Below are 22,602 nucleotides of genomic sequence, written 5' to 3'. Positions count from 1 at the left end.
AGCTTACCTGCCGTAGAATGCGGCGGGCTCCGACGCGAACTGCGACAGGCTGCCTACATGCGGCCGGCCGACCGAGTAGTATCGCAGATCCGCCTCGTTCACTTGCTCGCTCGTATACACGTTCCGGCCGTCGATCAGGATGTTCTGCTTCATGAGCGCCTGCACGTCCGGCAGGGAGAGCGCCTTGAACTCGGACCAATCCGTGAGCAGGCAGAGGGCGTCGGCATCCTGCGCCGCCTCGAACGGGGTCTCGCACCAGCGCACCTCCCCTTCCTGACCGAAGATGGCGCGAAAGTTGGCGGTCGCCACCGGGTCATACGCCTGTACCTCGGCACCTTCGGCGAGCAGCGCGCCGACGATGTCCAGCGCCGGCGACTCGCGCACGTCGTCGGTATCGGGCTTGAACGCCAGCCCCCAGATCCCGATCCGCTTGCCGCCCAGCTCGCCGAGCGTATGCCGCAGCTTGGTCATCACGTTGAACCGCTGGCCCTGGTTGACCTCGACGACCGACTTGAGCAGCTTGAACTCGTAGTCCACGTTGCCGGCGATCTGGATGAGCGCGTTCGTGTCCTTGGGGAAGCAGGATCCGCCGTAGCCGATGCCCGCCTGCAGGAACGACGGTCCGATCCGGCGATCGTGTCCCATGCCCTTGGCGACGTCCGTGACGTCCGCCCCGACCTTCTCGCAGATGTTGGCGATCTCGTTGATGAAGGAGATCTTCGTCGCGAGGAAGGCATTGGACGCGTACTTGATCATCTCCGCGCTGCGCACGTCCGTCGTCATGATGCGCTCGGTGAGCGGACGGTGAAGCTCCGCGAGCTTCTCGGCCGCCGCCGGGCTGTCCGCGCCGATGATGATGCGGTCCGGGTGCAGCGTGTCCGCGATGGCCGAGCCCTCTCTCAGGAACTCGGGGACCGAGACGACGTCGAACGGATGCCGCGTCAGCTGCGAGACGATCTCGCGGATCTTGTCGTTCGTGCCGACGGGCACCGTGCTCTTGGTCGCGATGATTTTGTAGCCGTCCATCTCGAGGGCGATGTCCTGCGCGACCTGCTCGATGAACGCGAGATTCGCTTCTCCGTTCGGCAGCGGCGGCGTGCCGACGCAGATGAAGATCACCTCCGCGGAGCGGATGGAGGACGACAGCTCGCCGGTGAAGCGCAGGCGGCCTTGGGCCCTGTTCTTCTCGATCAGCTCGCCGAGTCCAGGCTCGTAGATCGGCACCTCGCCGCCGTTCAGCCGCGCGATTTTCGCCAGATCCTTGTCGAGGCAGGTCACTTCGTTGCCGATCTCCGCAAAGCAGACGCCGGAGACAAGCCCTACGTAGCCGGTGCCGATGAAGGTCAATTTCATGGTTGTCTTTTCCCCCTATAGAACGGCCTGGACGCTGCCGGCCTGACGCGTATTTTGATGCAGCTTGTTCTCCACGTGCTGCTGCAGCTTCTTGCGGAACGACTCCGGCGAAAAGCGCACCGCGTTCTTGCGGCAGTTGGCCGCCTGGATCGCGCCGCCCTCCGCCTCGAACCGCCGCACGGCCGCCACGACTTGCGCAGCCGTCTGTTCCTCGAAGAAGACGCCGGTCGGCTGCGCGACGCCGAGCCCGCGCACGGTCTCGAGCGTCCCGCCCCTGCCGTAGGCGATCACGGGCGTCCCGCAGGCCTGCGCTTCGACAGGCGTGATGCCGAAGTCCTCTTCGGCCGCGAACACGAACGCCTTGGCCCGCTGCATGTGATCGATCAGCACGGCGTCAGGCTGGTAGCCGAGCACCTGAATGTTGGGCGCCTTGGCGGCCTGGGCCTTGACCTTGTCCATATCCGGGCCGTCGCCGATGACGACCAGCTTCTTGTCCGGCATCATGGCGAACGCCTCGGCGATCATGTCCATCTTCTTGTACGGAACCATGCGGGAGGCCGTCAGGTAGAAGTCTTCCTTGTCCTCGCGATAGGAGAAGGCGTTCACGTTGACCGGGGGATAGATGACGCTCGACTCTCTGCGGTACACCTTCCAGATGCGGCTCGCGATGAATTCCGAGTTGGCGATGAAGTAATCCACGCCGTTGGCCGTGCGGTAATCCCACATGCGCATGCGACTCAGCATCCACTTGGCCAGGGCGCCCTTGAGGCCGCGCTGCAGGCCGGATTCCTTGAGATACTGGTGCTGCATGTCCCAGGCATACCGGATCGGCGAGTGCACGTAGGAGATATGGAGCTGGTTCGGTCCCGTGATGACGCCTTTGGCGACCGCGTGAGAGCTCGATAGGATGAGATCGTAGGAGGACAGATCGAATTGTTCGATGGCGAGGGGCATGAGCGGCAGGTACTGTCTGTATTTCTTTTTGGCGAGCGGCATGTTCTGCAAAAACGAGGTCCGGACCTTGCGGCCCTTGAGGAAGCCCCGGTCCTTCTCCGGCAGGAAATCGACCATGGCGAACACGTCCGCCTCGGGGTACACCTCGAGCATTTGCTCGACGACTTTTTCCGACCCCGCGTACGTCGTCAGCCATTCGTGAACGATCGCTACCTTCATCTGGCTATCAACCTCCTGTCCGCGCTTGATGTTTTCTGGTTGTTCGATCGGTTATGCATGCGATTAATAGGCGCCCTTCTTGAGCAGCACGCTCCGTACCGTCGCCAGCAGGATCTTGATGTCGAGCGCGATGGACTTGTTGTACACGTAGTACAGCTCGAGGTCGACGCGTTCGGGATAACCGACTTCGCTGCGTCCGCTCACCTGCCAATAACCCGTGATGCCGGGCTTGACCGACAGGAATTCGCGCTTCTTGTCCCGGTATTCCTGGAGCTCCTGGGCCACGACGGGGCGCGGTCCGACGAGGCTCATCTCGCCCTTCAGCACGTTGAACAGCTGCGGCAGCTCGTCGAGGCTGGTCTTGCGGAGGAAGCGACCGATGCGCGTGATGCGCGGGTCCTCGTGCGGCTCGAGCTTGTAGTTGCTCGCGACGTACTTGGCGTACAATTCCTTGTCCTCCCGCAGCAGTTGCTCGGAGTTGGTGTTCATGGAGCGGAACTTGTAGATGTTGAACATGCTCGCGCCCTTGCCGATCCGATGCTGCTTGAAGAAGACGGGGCCCTTGGGATCCTCGAGCTTGACGAGAAGCGCAATGATGGCAAATACAGGGGAAAGGAGAATCAGTCCGATACCCGATCCAAGCAGGTCGATCGCACGCTTGGCGCTAACGAACAGGTAGTTGGTTCCGCTTGTCTTCACCGTAGGCTGAACGATAGGCTGTGCGGAAGCCGCGGCAGGTGCGCGGCTGGCGATCTCGAGCTCGTGGCCGACTAGACTCATGTGTGATCTCCTCCGTATCCGTAGTAGTTGGCGTAGTTGGATTCAACGATGCCGCGGCTGGTATTGTTCAGGACGGCGCCGAGGATATGCGCGCCGACGTGCTCGAGTCCCAGCCGGGTGCGGCGGACGGCTTCCTTGGTGACTTTGCCCGAGCGGGCGACGAGGACGACGCCGTCCGACATCGCGCCGACGATCTGCGCGTCCGCGAACGACGAGGCCGGCGGCGAATCGACGACGATGACGTCGAACTGCTCCTTGAGCTCCTCCAGGAGTTCTCGCATCGCTTCGGAGCCGAGCAGCTCCGAGGGATTCGGCGGCACCGTGCCCGCCGGGAGCACGAACAGCCCGGCGATATCCGTCTGCTGGATCGTGTCCTGCGGCATGCTCTGCCGGATCAGGATGTCGCTCAGCCCCGTGCGGCTCGAGCGGAAGAAGGCTTGTCCGACCGACGGCCGTCTCAGGTCGGCGTCTAGCAGCAGTACGTTCTTGTTCTCCTGCGCGTAGCTGATCGCCAGGTTGATCGCGGTCGTCGTGCGTCCCTCGCCCGTCACCGCCGAGGAGACGAGAATGACCTTGACCGCCTGTCCCATCGAGGAGAAGCGGATGTTGGTCCGCAGCTTTTTGTAAGACTCGGACACCGACGAGCCCGGGTTGGCCTTGGCGATCTGCCGCGGCTTGCTGTTATCTCTGCTCATTCTGATCCCTGCCTGTCCTTGAGTGTATGTGGGGTGGGCCTGCCCGGCCGGCGCCTTAGGCGTCGATCCGGCTCGGCATCCATTGATAATCGGCCGCCTGGCTCCTGTCGCCCGCCAGCACGGCATGGTAGATTCGCTCCAGCTCCTGCGTCTGCTCATTCAGGTCGAACGATTCGCACGTCCGCTCCCGGCTCCTCGCGCTCATCCGGCGCCACAGCGCTTCGTCGCCCAGCAGCCGGGCGATGCCGGACGCCAATCCGCGCCAGTCGCGCGGATCCGCCAGCAGTCCGGTCTCTCCGTCGCTCACCGCCTCCGGGATGCCGCCCGTGCGGAAGCTTACAGCAGGCAGCCCCATGGCGGCCGCCTCCAGGAAGGAGATGCCGAACGCCTCCTCCGCGCCGGACGGCGTAGGCACGCTCGGCACGGAGAATACCTTGGCCCGGTTCATCCAGGACTTCACGACGTCGGACGGCTGGGTCCCGAGGAACCGGTATTTCCGTAGCTTCCGCGCCGCCATCGACTCCAGCTCCGCGCGCAGCGGTCCGTCCCCGATGACGACGAGCTCGGCGTCCGGCCGATGCCGCTGCACCTCGCTCATAGCCTCGATGAGATACGCGGCGCCCTTCACCTCGACCAAGCGGCCCACGAACAGCACGATGTCGTCCCGGGATGATCGCGAATCGGGGGAAGGCTTGAACAACTGCGTGTCGACGCCGATGTAGTGCCGGATGATCTTGTCGGCCGGGAATCCCTGCGCGATCAGCTTGCCGCGGATGAAGTCCGATACGGCGATGAATGCAGCGGCATCCTGCTTGAGCAGCTCCCGCTTGCGGATATAATTGCGGTGCGTGTAGTAGGACTTGCGAGCGTACTCGTCCTTGACCGTCGCGTCGTAGCCGTGGAAGGTCACGATGAGCGGGATGCGCAGGCGCTTCGCGATCGGCGCCGCCATGACGCCGTCCGGACCGAAGTGCGCGTGCACCAGCCGGAAGTTCATCTGCTTGAAGCGGCTCTCGATCGGGAACCCCATCCCGGTGGCCTTGAACAGCATCTCGCGCAGCCTGCCTCCGGCATCCCCTTCGTTCAGGACGGTGACGCGCCCGGGGTCTAGCGCGAGGCCTTCTTTTCGCTTGCAGCCCGCATAATGGGCGCTGTAGATTCTCATGCCTTCCGCCTGCGAGCGGATAAAGGTTTCCGACGGCGCTAAAAGACTATCTCGGTAAATGAGGATGTTTCGTGATGTCATGGCCTGACGAGTCCGCCTCCTTCGCGTGCCAGGGAGTGTTAGCGCTGTTCCTTAGCAGGCCTCAGCTCTTGCTTGCCTCGGACGGCGGCTTCCCTGGCGAACGGAACCGCGGTGCGGATTCGGCCTTGCGCCAAGTCCTTTTGCTTGATTTTGCCGATGCTCGCGAGCATCGTGATGCCGAGCTCGCTCTCGATGTCGTCTTCGGTTCTGACCTTGTCGTCCAAGTAGTCGACGAGGAAGGCGATGCCGAGTCCCAGCAGCGCGGAGAGCAGGAAGCAGAAAATGTAGAGGACCGTATGACTGCTGTTGACGGGTCCCGGCGCCGCAAGGGGATCCGGCTCGGTGAGCACGGTAATATTGTTAAGCTTCATGAGCGAGGTGACGCTGCTGCGGAAGGCGCTCGATACGCCTTCGACGATCTTCACGGCGGAGCCGTAGGTGTCGTCCTTGGCGACCAGCGTGATGATCTGCGCGTCCTTCATCGTGTTGACCGCGACTTTGTCGCTGATCTGGGAGGCCGTCAGGCCGAGCTCGGGATGCTCGTCCGCGACGCGCTTCATGGTGGACGGAGACTTGATGATCTGCTTGTAGGTGTTGATGAGCATCAGGTTCGTGTTGATCGAGTTCTGGTCGATAACCTGTTGTCCGGCGAGCGTCGACTCCGTCTTGTTGACGATCAGATCCGTAGAGGCCTGATAGACGGGCTTCACGTATTGGTTGGTATACACGTACGCGGCCGTGCAGACGACGACGATCAACAGGGCGGGAATCCACCAGTATCTCTTGACGACCCTTAAGTAATGCTGCAGCTCCATTCCAGATAGCCTCCGCTTCGTTGTTTTAATGTTCTGCGCTTTACCTGACGGCTTGCTCATCTATGTCGTGCGCCATGGGTTTTCACATCGACCTTGGCAAACCTGGAACGAGATCGTCCGTTGGGCCTATACGCGCCGGAATCCTGCGAGAAATGTCCGGTTATGTAGGTTAGGGTCCTGGCTCGTCGGTAGGCCCTCCGTTTATCTCATTCTTGACCCCAACTTAAACACCCAAGTTCCCTTCTGAAACAAACATGTAAAATGTGGCAACGTTTTCATTGGGGTTTTCTCATTTTTGAAAAGCGCGAAAAAGCGCGCCGCTATCGCGCCGGCGCGCCCTTGTCAATAAAATTATTAAAATCCTGTGTTTCCGTCCAGATGGATGTTGCCGCCTTTGAAGTTGGTAGGCGACTTGCTAGAATCGCTGAGCACGTTGTTCGAGAAATAAATATTGCCTAGGTCTCCGTCCCCCCACACCCCGATGCCGTCGTTCACGGCGTTTTTGATCGTGTTCGCATCGAAGGTGATGTCGTCCAGTTTGCCGTGGGAGGCATAGACCAGAATGTTCGGATGGTCCCCGCTCTTACGCATGCCCGTATGCTCGATCGTATTTTTGACGACCTCGATGTTTTTCGTATCGGCCGTCTCCCATTCCTTCTCCACCGAGATATAAATGCCGGCCATCTCCGTGCGCTGGATCCGGTTGTTCTCGATCGTGACGTCCTCGCCGCCGACGACCGAGATGCCTCTGGCCTTGGAATCGTATCCGACGTCGTTGCCCGAGATCGTGACGTCTCGGGTCACGGCGCCGTCCTTGAGATAGCTGACGACCGCGATCGCGTCGTCGCCGGTGCCCGATACTTTGTTGTTCTCTATGCGGATCCGGGTGCTGCCGTCCGTGATATGGATGCCGTCGGCCCCCGTATTCTCGATCGTATTGCCGGCGATCACGCCGTCATCGGAAGCCTCCTCCACGAGAATGCCGGCCGTGCTCGATTTGTCGATGCGCATGTTTTCGATACGGAAGCCGTTCGCCGCCCGGACGGTGACGCTATTTTTCACATTGGCGCCGTTGCCCCGCTCTACCGTCTTCTCGTAGACGTGAGTCAGATCGCTCAGCGACGGGCCGCTTCCCTCCAGGTCGATCGAACCCCGTTCGGGATCGGTCGATACGATCACCGTCTTGTCCGTACCGGCTCCCCGTACCTCCACGCCGTTAATGACCCAGATATCTCCGATTCGGTACTCTCCCTCGGACAGGCGCAGTGGAATGCCCTCCGACTTGGCCTGATGCGTGCACGCTTCGAGCGTCTTCAGATCGTCTTCGCGATCGTCTGCCGCGGCCAGGCACGTGAGCGCGCCGTCCTCGATCTTCCATGCCGGCGGTTCGGCGGACGACGACTGCCCGGACGAGGCGCCAGGTTCGCTGCCCGGCCCCGCGGACTTGTCGTCCCCGTCTCGCGGCCACAGCAAAACGACGGCCAGAACCGCCAGCAAGGCGACTCCCGTCCACAGCGCATAGCGTTTTTTTCGGGTTCTCTCCATTCCAACCTCCAGGCTGCTCTATTTATAGTTTTATCGGACTTACCTGAGTTTCACCCTTTATGCACCTGGGTAAAACAATCTCGCACATTAAAAAACGTTAACAAGCCGCGCAAAATTAAAAAAAGCCAACCCGGAAATCCCGGATTGGCACCCCGTATTCGCACGAGGATCGAGGAAGCGATCAGAAGCCTTTGTTGTTGCTCAGATGAATGGTGCCTGCCGTGAACGTCGTATCCGCTCCGACCGGATTGACCAGCGTATTGCCCGTGAAGTAAATGTCCTGAATCTGTCCGCTGCCCCATACGCCGATTCCGCGGTGGGCCGCGTTCTTGATCGTGTTGCCCGAGAACGTGACGTTGTCGATGACGCCATGGGAGGCGTAGACCAGCACGTTCGGATGATTCTCCGGCTCATGGATGCCTGCATGAACGATCGTATTGCCCTTGACCGTAACCCGGTCGACGTTCACCGTGTTGTAGTTGCCTTCGCAGGCGATATAGATACCGGCCATGTAGGTGTCCTGGACCGAGTTGCCTTCGATCAGCACGTCCGTGCCGCCGACGACCGTGATGCCGCGCGCCTTGGAGAGATAGCCGACGTCGTTCTTGCGGATCGTGACGTCATGCACCGCAGGTCCGTCCTGCGCGTAACTTACGACCGCGATCGTATCGTCGCCCGTCGCTTTGACCTTGTTGCCTTGGATCAGCACGTCGCTGCTGCCGTCCGTAATATGAATGCCGTCCGCGCCGGTCGAGTCGACGGTGTTGTTCGTGATGGTTCCGCCTTTGGATGCGCCTTGCACGAGAATGCCCGCCGTGCTCGACTTGTAAACGTACACGCTGTCGATCGTGAAGTTCGTCGCGCCCCGTACGGTGATGCTGTTCTTCTCGTTAGAACCGTTGCCGCGGGCCACGGTCGTCTGATAGACGTGCTTGACGTTGCTCAGCTTGGGGTTGGCCCCCTTCAGATCGATCGAGCCGTTCAGCGGATCGGTCGAGATCAGGGTCGTCTTCGCCATGCCCGCGCCGATCAGCTTGACGCCGTTGATCGTCAGGATCTTGCTCAGGTGATATTCGCCGGTCGGCACGGATACGTACTTGCCTTGCGTCTTGGCCTTGTCCAAGCAAGCCGCGAACGCGCCGTAATCGTCCTTGCCGTCGTTCGCGACGGCGCCGCAGCTCTCGACCGGCAGCGCGTAAGGATTGGCGTTAGCCGGTGTCGCCGTCGACTTTACCGCTGGCAGTGCCGGCTTCGCAGCTGACTGGGCCGTCAAGGCCGCCGTCTTCGCAGGTTGCGCCGCGGATTGAGCTCCGGTAGCCGCCGTGAACGTTACCTCCGGGTCCCACATCGTGTGATCGTTGTTCATCGAAGCTCTGCTGTTCACTTGGAAGTAGATGGCGGTTCCTTTCTCTACTGCGATATCGCGAAGCGAGTGGGTCTTGCCCGTCGTCGTCGTGACGACATCGCTCCACAACGTCGTCTTGTCCTTCTTGATCGCCGCGAGGATGCCGTCGCCTTGGTCGTTGCCTTCCTTGACGGTGCCGCTGATCGCGACCGTCCCCCTGCCTGGCGACACCCATTTCAAGACCGCGTCGAAGTCCTTGCTCGGATGCATCGCGTCCTTGTTCACCCAAGGATAGCTGGCGTCCGCTGCGGCTTGCCAGCGCTTGTCGGCGGCGTTGTAGGCGAGATTGCTGTATACCGAGCCCGCGCTCTTCTGATAGAACCATTGGCTCTTCCCCTGCGCGGTGGAGAAATCTTGCGGTGCAGCATATATGTCGGCAACGTTGACGGCTTGGGCCTCTCTATCGGACATGAACGAATTCGCGATGCTAAGACCGAGAGCGAGCGCCATTGCCGTCAAACCGATATTTTTCAAATAAATAACCTCCGTATGTTTAAATAGGATTGAACCGGGGTAAAGACGGAGTAATAGCGATAACTGTAACTATAATTGATATATCGGATGCAACTGGGTGGACATGAAGACTTTGGCAGCGGACTTGGACATGCCAAATGTTGCCTGTCGCCTATTTTAGCATGGTTAAGCGGAAATAAAAGCGAAGAAATTATAATCTACTTTTAATAGAAGGAAGAAAAAACGGCGAGATCTTGCAAGAAGAGTAGGGGTGAAATGCGGACGGAAAAGATTCGGGAAGATCATTCTTGAAGGCTGTGCGGAACATCGGAAAACCGTCGAGCCTAGAGCGGTAAAGCGAAGAGGTGTGGAAGGTTGCCGGATGGCTGAAGTTAATCTGTCGTTTAAATCAACGAGATCAAATATACCATGTTAACCAAATTATTGTCAATATAGTATTTTTATATATCTTAAATTTTTAATCTTTGGAAGGCAAGTAAAAAGCAGGGGGCAGCGACGCGCGTCGCTGCCTCCTGTTTTTTTGTAGTCCGATCGCCTGGTACGATACCCTGCTTCCTATGCTACTCGCGAAGCGGCCTTCAATCTTCGCCGCGATTGGAGCCATCGCCTTCACTACAGAGGCGATGCCACTCTTGCGCCGGCTAGCGGTGCCATCGCCTTCTCTACGAGAGGCGATGGGTCCCCTGTGCCGGGAGGCGACCTGATCGTGATCGTTCGGCGCGATCGCGGACGCGACCTACCGCGTAAACGCCGTATGGGATGCGTTGCAGCAGCTCGGTAGCGGCCATGGCGAGCGCCGTGCTTATAATGAGGAGAATGCCCACATAGAGATAGCCGGACATAGGCATAAAAGAACGTAAAGCGAACGATGCCAGCGCAATAAAAACAAAATGGAGCCAATAGATTCCAAAGGAATAGTTGCTAACCTGCGTTAGCCAAGCCGGCACGCGTTTCAACAATAAGCCGATGGAAAACAATAATAACGCGGTGCAGCACGTGAGTAAAAACACGTCGATCCGCTTGGAAGTATTGACCGGAAACAACTGCGCCCTCTCCGCGGCGATACAGGCAGCCGCCGTGACCATAGTGACGGAGACGATCAGATAACGGCCTTTCGCAAGCACGCGCTTAAACGCTTCGAAGCGCGTGCCGCAATAATAGGCCAGCACGAAGTAAAACAGCCAGCCGAAAAGCGGAAGCGTAGACACGTTATACCAGATGTAATCGGCGCGTGGGATGGAAGGCGGACTAACAAAGTTGAAGAAGCCCAAGTAGGCGAGATTAACGAGCAGCGCTCCCGTCAACATGTAGGCCATCTTGATACGCGCGGCGTAGCGGACAAACAGCGCATGCAATAAATAGAATTGAAAAATGATGATGATAAAGTAGCCGTGAAAACCGCCGAAAAACACGTTAAGGACAATTTGCTTGAGAAACTCTACCGGACTGGAGCCTTCGACGATAAGAATTCTGAAGGCTGCATAAAAGACGGCCATGACCGCAAAAGGAATCAGGAGAAAACGCGCCCGTTTCGCAAAGAAACCTTCCGGCAGCTTGTCCGGATATTTGTAGGCCAATATGAACTCGGAAATAAACACGAATATGCCGGTGCCTACCTTTAATAGAAGCTTCAAAAAGACCAGGGAAGTCATACCTTGACCTTGCGAGCCCATATTGGCGTAATCGCCTTCAGCTTGTTCGATACAATGAACCAACACGATGAATAAGCATGACAAACCGCGCAATAAACTGATTTCCTTGATCATCACTGGACTCCAATCCCTTTTAGATACATATTGTATCACCAAAAGGGATAAGTAAATAGTCCTTAAGTCCGCGTTTAACCGACGCGAACCTTCCCGGCGATGAGCCGGACGATGGCCAGATAGCCGTGGCGCGCTTCCGGCGTCCAGCCGCTCCGGTACCGCTTCTCCCACGCGCGCTCGTCCTGCTCGAGGAAGCCCTCGATGGCCCGGACCCCGGCGAGATGCGCCGCGTCCGCGCACATGCGCTCCGCGTGGCGGAGGTACGCGCCGATCACGGGCATCGCCTGCTCGTAGTCGTCGATGTCCTCCGCCGGACCGCCCGCGATCAACGCGGTTAGGATGCCGCCCGCTCCCGCGAACAGCTCCGGGTCGATCGTCTCCGCCTCGAGCGCCTCCTCCAGCTCTCCCTTGAGCGCGCATGTGTAGGCGAGCAGGCCATCGTCGACCCGGTTGCGATAGCCCTCCCGCAGCAGCCAATCGCGAATCTCCTGCGTCTCCGGATCAAGGCGCTCCACCAGGTAGACGCGGCCCCAGCCATCGACGCAGCGTGCCAGCTCGCAGAGCGTCTTGCTCGCCTGCTCCATGCCGATGAGCGCGGAAGCCGCGTACAGCGTGAACTCCTCGTGCTTGCCCAGCGTGAACGCGAGCTCCTTGTGCCGCTCGCTGCCGTACTGGCTCAGCAGCGCGAGGCCGAACTTGACGACGTTGCGGTGCGCGCCGTGGCGCGCCATCCACAACGCTTCTTCGTACAGATTGCCGGCATGCAATCCAGGCAGCTTATGTAAGGCTTGCAGCGCAGGGCTGAGCGCGTCCAGCGACTCGTCGCGCATGAGCGCGATATAGGCGGCTCGCCGGTTGCGGACGCTGCGTTCGCGGCTGAGCCGGACGAGCAGTCGCGTCAACGGCTTGGCGGCGCCTTCGTCCCAGGCCTCGCCGACCGGAACGTATCCCTCCATCCCGTACTGGCGGAGGAAATCGCGCCGTTCGGGCTTGTCCGCATAATCGTCGTCGTCGGGCAGCGCCTGCGACTTGAGCTTGCCGTCCTGGCCCGTCCGCAGCACGATCGCGTCGTAGGCGGACGGTTGGCCGGCCCAAGGGTACAGCGGGGCTGCGGCTATGTTGCGAAGCATTCGGATGTCTTCCTCCCGACCGGCAATCGGTCTGGCTGCATCGGAGCCGGATTGCCGTTACGTATGTATTACCCGCCTGTCAGATATTGCATCTAAAATCCGGCGTCATCCGTCGAAGCATGCAAAAAAACGAGGCGCGCGGAACGGATCCGCGCGCCTCGCCGGTGGACGAGACACTTACTGGGTCAATACGATATGGGCGGCCGTCAGCTTCGGCAGCTTGTACGTGAAGGCGTTGCCCTGGATGTCCGCTACGTCCTGCAGCTCGACGATCTCGGCGCTCGAGCCGTCGAAGGCGTATACGCGCGCGTGCCGATATGGGGTCTCGCCGGCGATGCGGATCGTCGCGTTCATGGCGTAGTCGTTGTTTTTGTTCAACGCGATCAGGTGCAGCTCGCCGGCGCTCTCGTCCGAGATCGAGGCGTATACCGAGCTGTTCTCGACGTTGTTCGTCTCGGCCTCGACCTTGGTCGCGCCGAAGCCCGAGCCTTGGCCGTCGTAGCTGGTGAACAGCTTGACCGCGGCCGAGATGTACGGCGCCTCCTTGAGCCCGTTGACCATCTTCCAGAAGGTCGCGAGATGAACGCCGTATTTTCCGAAAATGCCGAGCACGTCCGCTTGCGCGATGCCGCCGTAAACGTTGTTTTCGCCGCCGTAGTTGTACTCGGTAATCGCGATCTTCGTGCCCGGATTGTAGGCGTCGATCGACTGCTGCGTCCGCGGCAGGATCGGCAGGAACGAGCTGTACCACTGGCCGATCCAGCTGTTCTCCGTATAAGTCGGGTCCCACAGCGACCGCGGCGCCTGCATGCGGGCTTTGTTCGCCTCGAGATTATTGTAGGAGGCCAGATCGGTGATGCGCGAACCGCCCGCCGAGATCTCGGGGTACCAATGATAGTCGACCGCGTCGAGCAGATGTGTGCCCTGCTGCGCGGAGGCCGCGCGGAACTTGTCCAGATAGTAGTCCATGAACCACTGGTAGCCGCCGCTCTTGAGCGACTCCCAGTCGTCGGCCGCGTGCATGCTGTATAGCTCGTCGAAGCTGTAGGAGGCCGGGCCGTACATTTCGGCGCGGGGATCTACTTTTTTGACCGCCTTGGCGAGCGCGATGCCCTTGTTCGTCACCTCCGCAGCGCCCGGCTTGTCCGGATGCATGTACGGATGCGTCTTCTGCCACAGGCTCGGCTCGTTGTCGATCGAGTAGCCCTTGATGCCGGTCGCGGTGCCCGCGTCGCCGAACCGGTGAACGAGCGAGTTGACGAATTCGTCCATATAAACGGCGTTGTCGTTCAAGTCGGGCGTCAGGCTAAACGGCGCGTTCTTCGCGGCGTATACCGGCACCCAACGATCCGAAGGGGCGGTCTCCCACGAATGGACGGCACCGTCCTTGTCCGCGGCGACGTAGCCGCCGGTCTGCAGCGTAGCCAGCGTGTACGCGCCCATCGCCAGCGACTTCTGATGGAAGCCCGCGATGCCGATGCCCGGCTCGTCCATATTGCCGCCGTAAGGCACGCCGCCGTAGTACCAAGGCACGTAGTTGTCGCTTCTGTGATCCCAGTCGTCGCCGGCATTGGAAGCGTTCGTCTCCCAGTTGTAGGTCGTCAGGCGGTTGCCGCCCGTACGGCGCGAGCCCCAATGCTCGGTACCGGTCAGATCGTCGTTCGTGCCGTAAATGTAAGGGCTGATCGGCGCGCGCTCGGCATCCGGATCGATGTCGAATTGTACGTCGAAGTCGCCGTTCGGCGTCAGCACGGTGTTGGTCACAAGCTTGTCGCTCCACTTGCCGCGCGTCTCTCCATCCTTGGCCCGCACCCGGTAAACGTGCTTTGTGCCTGCGGCCAAAGCGCTATGCGTGTAGGCAGTCTGCAGGCCGACGTCCGTCACGGCGCCGTCAACCTCGACCTCGTAGCCGGTTACTTCCTCTCCGAGCGGGGACCAGGTCAGCGCGACGCTGCTCTCCGTCGTCTTGCCGCGGACATTGACCGGCGCGGGCAGGTCCTGCTCGCCCAGCGTGCGGACGACGACGGCGCCGCTCCAGATGCCGACCTTGTCCCCTTTGCGCGTACGAACCTTGTACGTATGCTTCGTCCCCGGCTTCAGCCACGCATCCAGGTAAGACGTCTCCGCGATGCCTTGTACGATCGTGCCGTCCGCGCTTACGTCGTAGCTCGTCGCGCCGTCGACCGGCTCCCAAGACAGCAGAACTTCGGTCTCGGCGGGCTCGCCCGCGATGGCGGCCGGCGCGGCCGGGATGTCCAGCAGCTTCGGCTCGGCGCCCCATACAAGCTGTCCGTCGACATAAGCCGTCGTCTTGTCGCTCGCAGTAGACGAGGCAGCTCCCGTAAAGGAATAATCGTTGGTCTGCGTAAAGCTGGACCAATTGTCTTTGTTGATCCATGTATAGACGCCCGCCTTGGCACCCGGCTTCAGCACGCCGGCATCGGCCGAGAAGTCCAGCTCCAGATAGTAGTCGGCGGTCTCGGCGGGAACCGGCATCTTCACGAAGCGCGCCGTCACTTTTTCCTTGGCCACGGTGCTCCAGAAGCCGATCGTCAGCGGCCTTTCGTCGTCGATCGTGAAGTAGTAGCGCGCCGTCACGCCGCCCAAGTCGATCGGCGCCGCGCTCTTGTTGAAGATCTCGAGCTCCGGCGTCGGCATCTGCGCGGTCGCCTTGTTACCCGTCTTCACGCGCACCTCGAGCGCCGGCCCCGCCGGGGGCGTCGGCGTAGGCGTCGCGGTCGGCGCTGCCGTAGGCGTCGGCGTCGCGGTCGGCGCTGCCGTAGGCGTCGGCGTCGGCGAGCCGGCCGGCGTGCCCGTTGGCGTGGCCGTTGGCGCAGCGGTCGGCGTGGCCGTAGGCACCGGCGTCTGGCCGCCGTCTCCGCCGCCCGGTCCCGCTTCTACGTTGACGAAGGCCGCGCCGGCATGCCATTTATGGTAAGCGCTCCACCCGGCGCCGAACACGCCGAGGCTGATCGTATACTTGCCCGGCGCGGCGCCGGCCGGCACGCGCCAGGTGAACGCGACCGTTTTCTCGACGCCCGCCTTCAATTGCACGTTGTCCTTGAACGTTTGACCGACCTTTACGAGCGCAGGGTCGAACACCTCCGCGTCGAGCAGCACGGCTGCGTCCTCCGCGGACGTCACCCGCACGTCGATCGTCATCTCTTCGCCCGCCTTGACTGCGCCCGGCGTTACCGTCGCCGACGTGGCGTAAGATTCCGCGGCGGCATAAGCCTCTCTTCCCGCGCCCGCGGACGCTAGACTCCCCCATAATAGCGCCGTCGCGGCCATCGCGGCGATCGCTCTTTTTCCGATTCCTTTTTTCAGACCAGCGAATCTCATGAATCTCTCCCTCTCTCTGTGTAGTGCCACGTCAGCTTAACAGAGCGGGCGACCGCAATTATGTGTCCGGCATTACAAAAAACAAAAATTATCATCCTCATATCGCATCCGCAAGTACGAACATGTGTGCGAGAGATGGTATAATAAGAGCTCCAAGAAAACCGGAACCGAAGCGAGGTCTAGCGATGTTCACAGAAGATGCGCCGCCGGAAAACGACCCGCGGTGGGAAGACTTGCTGCGCCGCGCGGCAGAAGCGTTCGACGATCTGACGCTTAAGCGCGGCTATCAATATTACAAGCAGGGGCGCGCCGCGCTCGACGATCCCGAGGCTACGCGGCAATTGCATGCCACGGTAGCGGGCACGGAGTCCTACCGGACGCGGATCGATCTGGGGGACCTGAAGGGGAGCGAATGCACCTGTCCCGTCGGCCGCCCCTGCAAGCATATGGCAGCGGCGCTGATGGAATGGGCCGGCTATCACGGTTATCCGGTCCCGGCGCTAGCCAACGCCACGACGCTCGCGTCCCGCCCGCGTCCCGCCTCCGGCGCCGGGAAGCAGAACGCCGCGATCGAGCGTCTCGCGAGGGACGCCGCCCGGATCCCCGAGATGAGCGTGCCGGAGTGGCTGGACCTGTTCGACAGGTGTCTCGCGCCCATCGCTCACCAGGTGCGCAACACGCAGTACGTGAAGCAGGCGCTCGGGCTGTTCTATAAGATTAAGCCGGAGCTCGCGCCTGGCGCGGAGCGGATGTTCGAGCTGAACGCGCTGCTGTTCCTCATGCGCCATGCCGCCGAGACCCAGAGCAATCCGGCGCTCGGGTCGAATACGTACCTCGGCTACTTCACGCATCTGGCCGTGACGGACCTGCACGAAGCCGCGATGGGCTGCCTGGCGCGCCCGCTGCCTGACGTTGGCGAGCCGCTGCTGGAGAGCCGCCTGCGCGAGACGGCAGACGGTCTGCGTGCAGCGATGCTGACGCCCGGTCCGACGCAGGATTACGACCTCAAGCACTACTGCGCGCTATGGGATACGTGGCTCGCCGCGCGGCCCGGAAGCGAGGCGCTCTACGCGGAGGAGCTCCGCGCGCTCGAGGCTGCCGAACCGGGCCTGCCCGCGCAGAGCAGAGGCGCCTGGAATACGGCCGCGTTGCGCATGAGATTCGGCCTGTCCGACGACGAAGGCGCCCTGGCGCTGCTCGGGGGCGAAGGCGGGCGCCAAGGCGCGGCCTCCGCGGGCGGTCTCATGGAGCTGCTCGGCGAGCTGGCCAGGACGGAACAATGGGAGCGCCTGCTCCGCTGGCTGACCGCGCTCGCGCCCTGGATGGCGGGCAGGCGACTGCGGGAGCTCGAGGCGTATGCCGGCCTGTGGGACGCGGCCGTCGCCAAGCTGCCCGAGGCGGAGCCCGGGATGTGGGAGGCGCTCGAGTCGCTGCTGCCCGCCTCTCAATCGATCTACGAGGATCGGCTGCTCGCCGCCGGGCGGTACGAGGAGTGGATCGACATTCAGCTCTCGTTCGGCCGCGAGCCGCTCGACTACCGGGCCACCGAGCTGGCGCCGCTGGAGAAGCATGCCCCGCATGCGCTGCTTCCTTTTTACCATCAGGCAGTCGAACGTTACGTGGGGATGAAAAACAGAGCCAGCTACAAATCGGCGGTCAAGCTGCTCAAGCGGCTGGCCAAGCTGTACAAGAAATTGAAGCGCGAAGAGCGCTGGATCGAATTCTACGAGCTGTTCGAGCTGCGCCACAGCAGGCTGCGCGCGCTGCAGGAAGAGCTGCGGAAAGGAAAGCTGTCATGAACGCGCACCGGGATACGATCAGCGTCGACGTCCGCCTGAGCGAGCACGGCGACGCGTTGATATACGGCGTACTGGAAGGCTACGGCTACGTGCCCGGCCTCCTTCTGAAGCATAGGCTGTTCGCCTGGCACGAGGCTTCGTTCTACGGGACGAGCCTGGAGGTGAGCCAGGTGGAGCTGCCGGCGGGCGTCGATCTGATCCAGGGCAAGGCGGAGATCGTCGTTCTCCCCGCCGAGCATGTGCTCGCCTTCTTCGCGGAGCCGCGGCTGCTGAAGCACGTGGATTGGCGGATCTCCGGGCAAGGCCGCACGCTCTCGGCGTGGGCCCCGGTCCTCGCGGCTTGGGTCGAAGAGAGCCGGTATATCCCCCATCTCGAATCCTACCGCCGCGGCTTGCTTCGCTGGACCTGGGAAGGCGAGCTGCCGTCCGGGGCAGACGAAGAGGCGGACGATGAATTTCTGGAAGGCCTGCGCGCCGCCTACTCCGAGGCCGTGCGGGAGCGCCACTACGGCGCGGAGACGGGTTACGCCGATCTGCGGCGCGAGCATCCGCTGCTGTTCGACGCGAGCGCGGCGTCCGCGGCCGGCATGGACGAGCGCGGCTGGCTCGAGGCGATCGGCTGGCGGCAGGACGCGGCGCCGTTCCGGCCGGTCCTGCGGCTGCTCGAGCCGGATCCGGAGGGCGATGCGCCGGACGACTGGCGGCTGCAGCTGGCGCTCCAGAGCAAGCGGGACGAGACGGCCGTGCACGCCGCGCGGCTCGGCGCGGACGGCTCGATCTCCGGGCGCTGGCCGCCGGCCTGGAGCGACGAGGCCCGCGAACGCGCCGGCGGCTGGCTCGAGCGGCTGCGCGCGGTGCTGCCGCCGGCGCGCCTCGCCGGCGGGCCGCGCGACGTGCTGGCCGCGCCGCTGGACGACGAGGCCGCCTGGCGATTCCTATCGGCGGACAGCGACCGCCTGCTCGAAGCCGGCTGGCGAGTCCTGCTGCCGGCATGGTGGGAGGCCGCCAGCCGCAAGAAGCCCCGGCTGCGCGCCAAGATCTCGAGCGAGTCCGGCGGCAAGGGGAGCTCGCTGTTCGGCCTGGACGCGATCGTCGACTTCGACTGGCGCGTCGCGATCGGGGACGCCGACCTCAGCGAGGAGGAGTTCGCCGCGCTCCTCGCGCGCAACCAGCGGCTCGTCCGCTATCGCGGCCAGTGGATCGCGCTCGATCCCGCGCTGCTCGCGCAAATCCGGCGCATGATGACGGGCATGGACAAGTCGCAGGGCCTCTCGTTCCAGGACGTGCTGCAGCTCCACCTGCTCGGCGAGAACGAGGACGAAGGCGAGACCGAGGAGTCTGCGGCGGAGAACGCGGCGCGCGTGCGGCTCGAGGTCGAGCTGAACGAGCACCTCGCCGCGTTCTTCGCGCAGCTCGGCCGTCCTTCCGAGTGGCCGCTCCCCGAGCCGCCCGAGGAGCTGCGGGCGACGCTGCGGACTTACCAGCGCGAGGGCTTCGGCTGGCTGACCGCGCTGCGGCGCTTCGGGCTCGGCGCGGTCCTCGCGGACGACATGGGCCTCGGCAAGACGGTCCAGCTCATCGCCTACCTGCTGCAGCTGCGGCAGGATACGCCGCCCGAGCGGCGCCGGGCGGCGCTCATCGTCTGCCCCACCTCGGTGCTGGGCAACTGGCAGAAGGAGCTCGCGCGCTTCGCGCCTACGCTCGCGGTCAGCCTGCACTACGGCGGCGGCCGGATCGCCGACCCCGAAGCCTTCGGCGAGCTGACCGCCGCCTCCGACGTCATGCTCACGTCGTACGCGACGGCGTCGCTCGACCAAGAGCTGCTGCAAACTTATGTATGGTCGGCCATCTGTCTCGACGAAGCGCAGAATATCAAGAACGCGCAGACCAAGCAATCCGCCGCCGTACGCAGCCTGTCCGCGGGACAGCGCATCGCGCTTACGGGCACCCCCATCGAGAACCGGCTCGCGGAGCTGTGGTCGATCTACGACTTCATCGCGCCGGGTTATCTGGGGACGCAGCGCGCCTTCCAGGAGCGGTTCGCCACGCCGATCGAGCGGAACCGGGACGAGCGCCGCACGGCGGAGCTCAAGCGGCTGGTCGGACCGTTCCTGCTGCGACGCAAAAAGAAGGATCCGAGCATCCAGCTCGACCTGCCCGAGAAAAACGAGATGAAATCATACGTGCCGCTGACCCCCGAGCAGAGCGCGCTCTACGAGCAGACGGTCCATGACCTGCTCGAGCGCATGAAGAAGCTCGAGGGTATCGAGCGCAAAGGCGCGATCCTGGCCGCGCTCACCCGGCTTAAGCAGGTGTGCGACCACCCCGCGCTCCTAACCAAGGAGCAGCCCGCGGCGGCAAGCACCGCGGCAGTCGTCCCCGCCGGCGCAGCCGGTTCGGCTCCCGCGCCCGAGACGGCGCCTGCATTAGAACCGGCTCCGGCTGGGGAGACGGCGCGCGGAGCCAAGAAGGCGGCGGCCGACCCGGCCCCCGCCCCTTCCGAGGCGGAGCTCGCCGAGATGGTCTCGCGCTCCGCGAAGCTCGAGCGGCTGCTTGCCATGGTCAAGGAGCTGCGGGACGAGGGCGACCGCTGCCTAATTTTCACCCAGTACGTCGGCATGGGCGAGATGCTGCGCCTCGTGCTGTCGCAGGAGCTCGGCGAGCCCGTGCTCTATCTCAACGGCAGCACGTCCAAGACCGCGCGCGACCGGATGATCGAGCGGTTCCAGTCGCAGACGCTTCCGCAGGATGAGCAGCCCGGCGTGTTCATCCTCTCGCTCAAGGCGGGGGGCGTCGGCCTCAACCTGACCGCCGCCAACCACGTATTCCACTTCGACCGCTGGTGGAATCCGGCCGTCGAGAACCAGGCGACCGACCGCGCCTACCGGATGGGCCAGACCAAGGACGTGCAGGTGCACAAGTTCATCTCCCTCGGCACGCTCGAGGAGCGGATCGACGAGATGCTGGAGAGCAAGCAGCAGCTCAGCGACAACGTCATCTCCTCCTCCGAGGGCTGGATTACGGAGCTGTCGACCGACGACCTGCGCGAGCTTATCACCCTGCGCCGCGGGATCGGCTGACGGACGGGTTTGCCGCCGACGCGGTTTAGCCAGCACGCAATAGAAACGCCTCTTTGCGGGAGGCGTTTCTTTGCATTTCGTTCATCGGCCTGTCGGCTGTCAAATCAGCGGATAGTGACCCTCGTACCGGGGATGCGCGTAGTACGGCGGCCGTGGGCCGATGATCGGCAGGTTCAGCGCGACATCGTCCGCGTATACGATTTTCACCATAGCATCCGAATCATTCACGAGCAGCGCGTTCGCGCTTTTGCTAAACGAATACGGGATCTTCAAGGGATCATCCTCCATCGGCTCCACCGGGCTCCATCGGAGTCCCATCGGATCGTTTCACGCCATGAAGCTCGGGCTCATCGCTCTCCCAGCCTATGCGGCGGCCGCGCCGCGCGAGTATGTCCGATCCGGAACGAATCGTCGTATAATGATTCTTATACTTAAAACGAGCCGCATCTCGCGGACAAGGAGACTTTCCATGATTAAAGCGTTGATCCATGAGCAAGAATGGCTCGAGGCCTATCCCGTCATGCGCGAGCTGCGAACGCATCTCGACCGCGACGAATACCTCGCCCTTCTTCATGGCATGAAGGATGAAGGATATAAAATGTTCGCGCTGTACGAACAGGATCGGATCGTCGCGGTGACCGGCCTCATCGTGCTGACCAATTTCTACTTCGGAAAACATGTATTTGTGTATGATCTCGTGACGAAGGCCTCCGCGCGTTCCAAAGGTCACGGCGAAGTCCTGCTGGCGTACGTTCACCGTTACGCCGCGGAAAACGGATGCGCCATGGTCGCGCTGGAATCCGGAATATCCCGCGTCGAAGCCCATCGCTTCTACGAGAACAAGATGGGCTATCAAAAACTGGGTTATTCGCTGACGAAAAAGCTCTAACAGAACCTTATGCCCCACTGTCGGGGTCTAGGCACCTGTCTAGCCGCCGTGGCATACCGTGTGGAAAACGAACGAACCGGCAGGCGCTCCGGTTAACCGGAGCGCTCGGCACCGGTCCACGGGAGGCCCCCATGACCGACAAGCGAGAGAGCGAGCTCGAACAGATCAGGAGCTTGCAGCGGCAATTCGAAGTAGCGAAGCTGACCGATCCCTACCCGCTCTATCCGACCTATGGAACCGTCACCCAGTACGAGGACGTAGCCCTCAGCGTACCCGAGCAGCGCCAATACCGCCAGCCCGGCGTCGAGAGCCTGATGGTCCCGCGGCCCATCGTCGACAATCCGCACTATAAAGGCAGCGGCAAGCTGGCGGGCAGAGTCGCGCTCGTCACCGGCGGCGACAGCGGGATCGGCGCGGCGGCCGCCATCGCCTTCGCCAAGGAGGGCGCGGACGTCGCGATCTCCTATCTCGACGAGCACGAGGACGCGGAGCGGACGAAGGCTTGCGTCGAATCCTACGGCAGGAGCTGCCTGCTCCTGCCCGGCGACGTGCGCGACAAGGGCGTCAGCGAATCGATCGCGCACGATACCTTCAAGGCCTACGGCCGCCTGGACGCGCTCGTCAACAACGTCGGCATCCAATTTCAGCAGAACAGCCTCGAGGACATCACCGACGAGCAACTCGAGAATACGTTCAAGGTCAACTTTTTCTCTCATTTCCACACGACGCGGGCCGCGCTCCAATACCTGAAGCCCGGCGCTTCGATCATCGGCACGGCCTCGGTCGTCACCTATGTCGGCGAAAAAACGCTCATCGACTACACCGCCACCAAAGGCGCGATCGTCGGCTGGACGCGCGCGCTGGCCCGCAACCTGGCTCCGCAAGGCATCCGCGTGAACGCCGTCGCGCCGGGGCCGATCTGGACCCCGCTGATCCCGAGCAGCTTTTCCCAGGATCGCGTCGCCGTCTTCGGCACCGAGACCATGCTCGGTCGGCCGGGCCAGCCGTTCGAGCTGGCGCCCACGTACGTGTATCTCGCATCCGACGACTCCCGCTACGTCACGGCGCAGGTACTTCATGTAGACGGCGGCGCTTCGACCAGCTCTTAAA

Annotated in this window: 16 protein-coding genes; 4 read left to right on the top strand and 12 right to left on the bottom strand. The window is 62.3% G+C overall.

What is annotated here, in order from left to right:
• Positions 1 to 3 precede the first annotated feature (3 nt).
• From PQG80_RS12740 to PQG80_RS12690, 11 genes are all read right to left on the bottom strand, one after another.
• Positions 4 to 1,353: a UDP-glucose dehydrogenase family protein gene (locus tag PQG80_RS12740; RefSeq protein ID WP_271751736.1), complete on the bottom strand. Its 1,350-nt coding sequence runs from the start codon at positions 1,351 to 1,353 to the stop codon at positions 4 to 6.
• 15 nt (positions 1,354 to 1,368) lie between these two features.
• The gene (locus tag PQG80_RS12735) at positions 1,369 to 2,526 is read right to left on the bottom strand and encodes a glycosyltransferase family 4 protein (RefSeq protein WP_271751735.1); all 1,158 of its coding nucleotides are present in this window, start codon (positions 2,524 to 2,526) and stop codon (positions 1,369 to 1,371) included.
• Between the two features lie 63 nt (positions 2,527 to 2,589).
• Positions 2,590 to 3,306: a sugar transferase gene (locus PQG80_RS12730; RefSeq protein WP_271751734.1), complete on the bottom strand. Its 717-nt coding sequence runs from the start codon at positions 3,304 to 3,306 to the stop codon at positions 2,590 to 2,592.
• On the bottom strand, positions 3,303 to 4,001 hold the full coding sequence (locus PQG80_RS12725) for a CpsD/CapB family tyrosine-protein kinase (RefSeq protein WP_271751733.1): 699 nt from the start codon (positions 3,999 to 4,001) through the stop codon (positions 3,303 to 3,305). The genes PQG80_RS12730 and PQG80_RS12725 overlap by 4 nt, the downstream gene beginning before the upstream one ends.
• A 55-nt stretch (positions 4,002 to 4,056) precedes the next feature.
• Complete coding sequence (locus PQG80_RS12720; RefSeq protein WP_271751732.1) at positions 4,057 to 5,166, bottom strand: glycosyltransferase; 1,110 nt, start codon at positions 5,164 to 5,166, stop codon at positions 4,057 to 4,059.
• Between the two features lie 119 nt (positions 5,167 to 5,285).
• Positions 5,286 to 6,062 carry a YveK family protein gene (locus PQG80_RS12715; protein ID WP_271751731.1) on the bottom strand — a complete coding sequence of 259 codons (777 nt, stop codon included), beginning with the start codon at positions 6,060 to 6,062 and terminating at the stop codon, positions 5,286 to 5,288.
• Positions 6,063 to 6,416: 354 nt separating this feature from the next.
• Positions 6,417 to 7,607: a right-handed parallel beta-helix repeat-containing protein gene (locus tag PQG80_RS12710; protein WP_271751730.1), complete on the bottom strand. Its 1,191-nt coding sequence runs from the start codon at positions 7,605 to 7,607 to the stop codon at positions 6,417 to 6,419.
• A 181-nt stretch (positions 7,608 to 7,788) separates the two neighbouring features.
• Positions 7,789 to 9,486 (bottom strand): right-handed parallel beta-helix repeat-containing protein, encoded by a 1,698-nt coding sequence (locus tag PQG80_RS12705; RefSeq protein ID WP_271751729.1) that lies wholly within the window; start codon positions 9,484 to 9,486, stop codon positions 7,789 to 7,791.
• Between the two features lie 662 nt (positions 9,487 to 10,148).
• The gene (locus PQG80_RS12700) at positions 10,149 to 11,252 is read right to left on the bottom strand and encodes an acyltransferase family protein (protein ID WP_271751728.1); all 1,104 of its coding nucleotides are present in this window, start codon (positions 11,250 to 11,252) and stop codon (positions 10,149 to 10,151) included.
• A gap of 74 nt (positions 11,253 to 11,326) precedes the next feature.
• Positions 11,327 to 12,382, bottom strand: a complete 1,056-nt coding sequence (locus PQG80_RS12695) for a hypothetical protein (protein WP_271751727.1) — start codon at positions 12,380 to 12,382, stop codon at positions 11,327 to 11,329.
• Between the two features lie 177 nt (positions 12,383 to 12,559).
• The gene (locus tag PQG80_RS12690; protein ID WP_271751726.1) at positions 12,560 to 15,724 is read right to left on the bottom strand and encodes a glycoside hydrolase family 44 protein; all 3,165 of its coding nucleotides are present in this window, start codon (positions 15,722 to 15,724) and stop codon (positions 12,560 to 12,562) included.
• 185 nt (positions 15,725 to 15,909) lie between these two features.
• Here PQG80_RS12690 and PQG80_RS12685 point away from each other — a divergent pair, with 185 nt between their 5' ends.
• Positions 15,910 to 17,523 (top strand): SWIM zinc finger family protein, encoded by a 1,614-nt coding sequence (locus tag PQG80_RS12685; RefSeq protein ID WP_271751725.1) that lies wholly within the window; start codon positions 15,910 to 15,912, stop codon positions 17,521 to 17,523.
• The gene (locus PQG80_RS12680) at positions 17,520 to 20,603 is read left to right on the top strand and encodes a DEAD/DEAH box helicase (RefSeq protein WP_271751724.1); all 3,084 of its coding nucleotides are present in this window, start codon (positions 17,520 to 17,522) and stop codon (positions 20,601 to 20,603) included. The genes PQG80_RS12685 and PQG80_RS12680 overlap by 4 nt, the downstream gene beginning before the upstream one ends.
• A gap of 99 nt (positions 20,604 to 20,702) precedes the next feature.
• Here the strand turns inward: PQG80_RS12680 and PQG80_RS12675 are convergent, their stop codons facing one another.
• Complete coding sequence (locus PQG80_RS12675) at positions 20,703 to 20,876, bottom strand: hypothetical protein (protein ID WP_271751723.1); 174 nt, start codon at positions 20,874 to 20,876, stop codon at positions 20,703 to 20,705.
• A 196-nt stretch (positions 20,877 to 21,072) separates the two neighbouring features.
• Here PQG80_RS12675 and PQG80_RS12670 point away from each other — a divergent pair, with 196 nt between their 5' ends.
• Both PQG80_RS12670 and PQG80_RS12665 read left to right on the top strand, forming a co-directional pair.
• A complete protein-coding gene (locus PQG80_RS12670; RefSeq protein WP_271751722.1) occupies positions 21,073 to 21,492 on the top strand; it encodes a GNAT family N-acetyltransferase in 420 nt (139 codons plus the stop codon).
• A gap of 131 nt (positions 21,493 to 21,623) precedes the next feature.
• The gene (locus PQG80_RS12665; RefSeq protein WP_271751721.1) at positions 21,624 to 22,601 is read left to right on the top strand and encodes an SDR family oxidoreductase; all 978 of its coding nucleotides are present in this window, start codon (positions 21,624 to 21,626) and stop codon (positions 22,599 to 22,601) included.
• The last annotated feature ends 1 nt before the right edge of the window (position 22,602 follow it).

It is taken from the genome of Cohnella rhizoplanae (assembly GCF_948329515.1).
In the GTDB taxonomy this organism is placed as follows: Bacteria; Bacillota; Bacilli; order Paenibacillales; family Paenibacillaceae; genus Cohnella; species Cohnella rhizoplanae.
The sequence above is the reverse complement of the archived record's forward strand: the minus strand, read 5'-3'. Positions and strand labels throughout refer to the sequence as shown.

Excerpts from the sequence above, each read along its gene's own strand:
- PQG80_RS12740 (WP_271751736.1), bottom strand. The coding sequence starts at position 1,353 with ATGAAATTGACCTTCATCGGCACCGGCTACGTAGGGCTTGTCTCCGGC.
- PQG80_RS12735 (WP_271751735.1), bottom strand. The coding sequence starts at position 2,526 with ATGAAGGTAGCGATCGTTCACGAATGGCTGACGACGTACGCGGGGTCG.
- PQG80_RS12730 (WP_271751734.1), bottom strand. The coding sequence starts at position 3,306 with ATGAGTCTAGTCGGCCACGAGCTCGAGATCGCCAGCCGCGCACCTGCC.
- PQG80_RS12725 (WP_271751733.1), bottom strand. The coding sequence starts at position 4,001 with ATGAGCAGAGATAACAGCAAGCCGCGGCAGATCGCCAAGGCCAACCCG.
- PQG80_RS12720 (WP_271751732.1), bottom strand. The coding sequence starts at position 5,166 with ATGAGAATCTACAGCGCCCATTATGCGGGCTGCAAGCGAAAAGAAGGC.
- PQG80_RS12715 (WP_271751731.1), bottom strand. The coding sequence starts at position 6,062 with ATGGAGCTGCAGCATTACTTAAGGGTCGTCAAGAGATACTGGTGGATT.
- PQG80_RS12710 (WP_271751730.1), bottom strand. The coding sequence starts at position 7,607 with ATGGAGAGAACCCGAAAAAAACGCTATGCGCTGTGGACGGGAGTCGCC.
- PQG80_RS12700 (WP_271751728.1), bottom strand. The coding sequence starts at position 11,252 with ATGATCAAGGAAATCAGTTTATTGCGCGGTTTGTCATGCTTATTCATC.
- PQG80_RS12695 (WP_271751727.1), bottom strand. The coding sequence starts at position 12,382 with ATGCTTCGCAACATAGCCGCAGCCCCGCTGTACCCTTGGGCCGGCCAA.
- PQG80_RS12690 (WP_271751726.1), bottom strand. The coding sequence starts at position 15,724 with ATGAGATTCGCTGGTCTGAAAAAAGGAATCGGAAAAAGAGCGATCGCC.
- PQG80_RS12685 (WP_271751725.1), top strand. The coding sequence starts at position 15,910 with ATGTTCACAGAAGATGCGCCGCCGGAAAACGACCCGCGGTGGGAAGAC.
- PQG80_RS12680 (WP_271751724.1), top strand. The coding sequence starts at position 17,520 with ATGAACGCGCACCGGGATACGATCAGCGTCGACGTCCGCCTGAGCGAG.
- PQG80_RS12670 (WP_271751722.1), top strand. The coding sequence starts at position 21,073 with ATGATTAAAGCGTTGATCCATGAGCAAGAATGGCTCGAGGCCTATCCC.
- PQG80_RS12665 (WP_271751721.1), top strand. The coding sequence starts at position 21,624 with ATGACCGACAAGCGAGAGAGCGAGCTCGAACAGATCAGGAGCTTGCAG.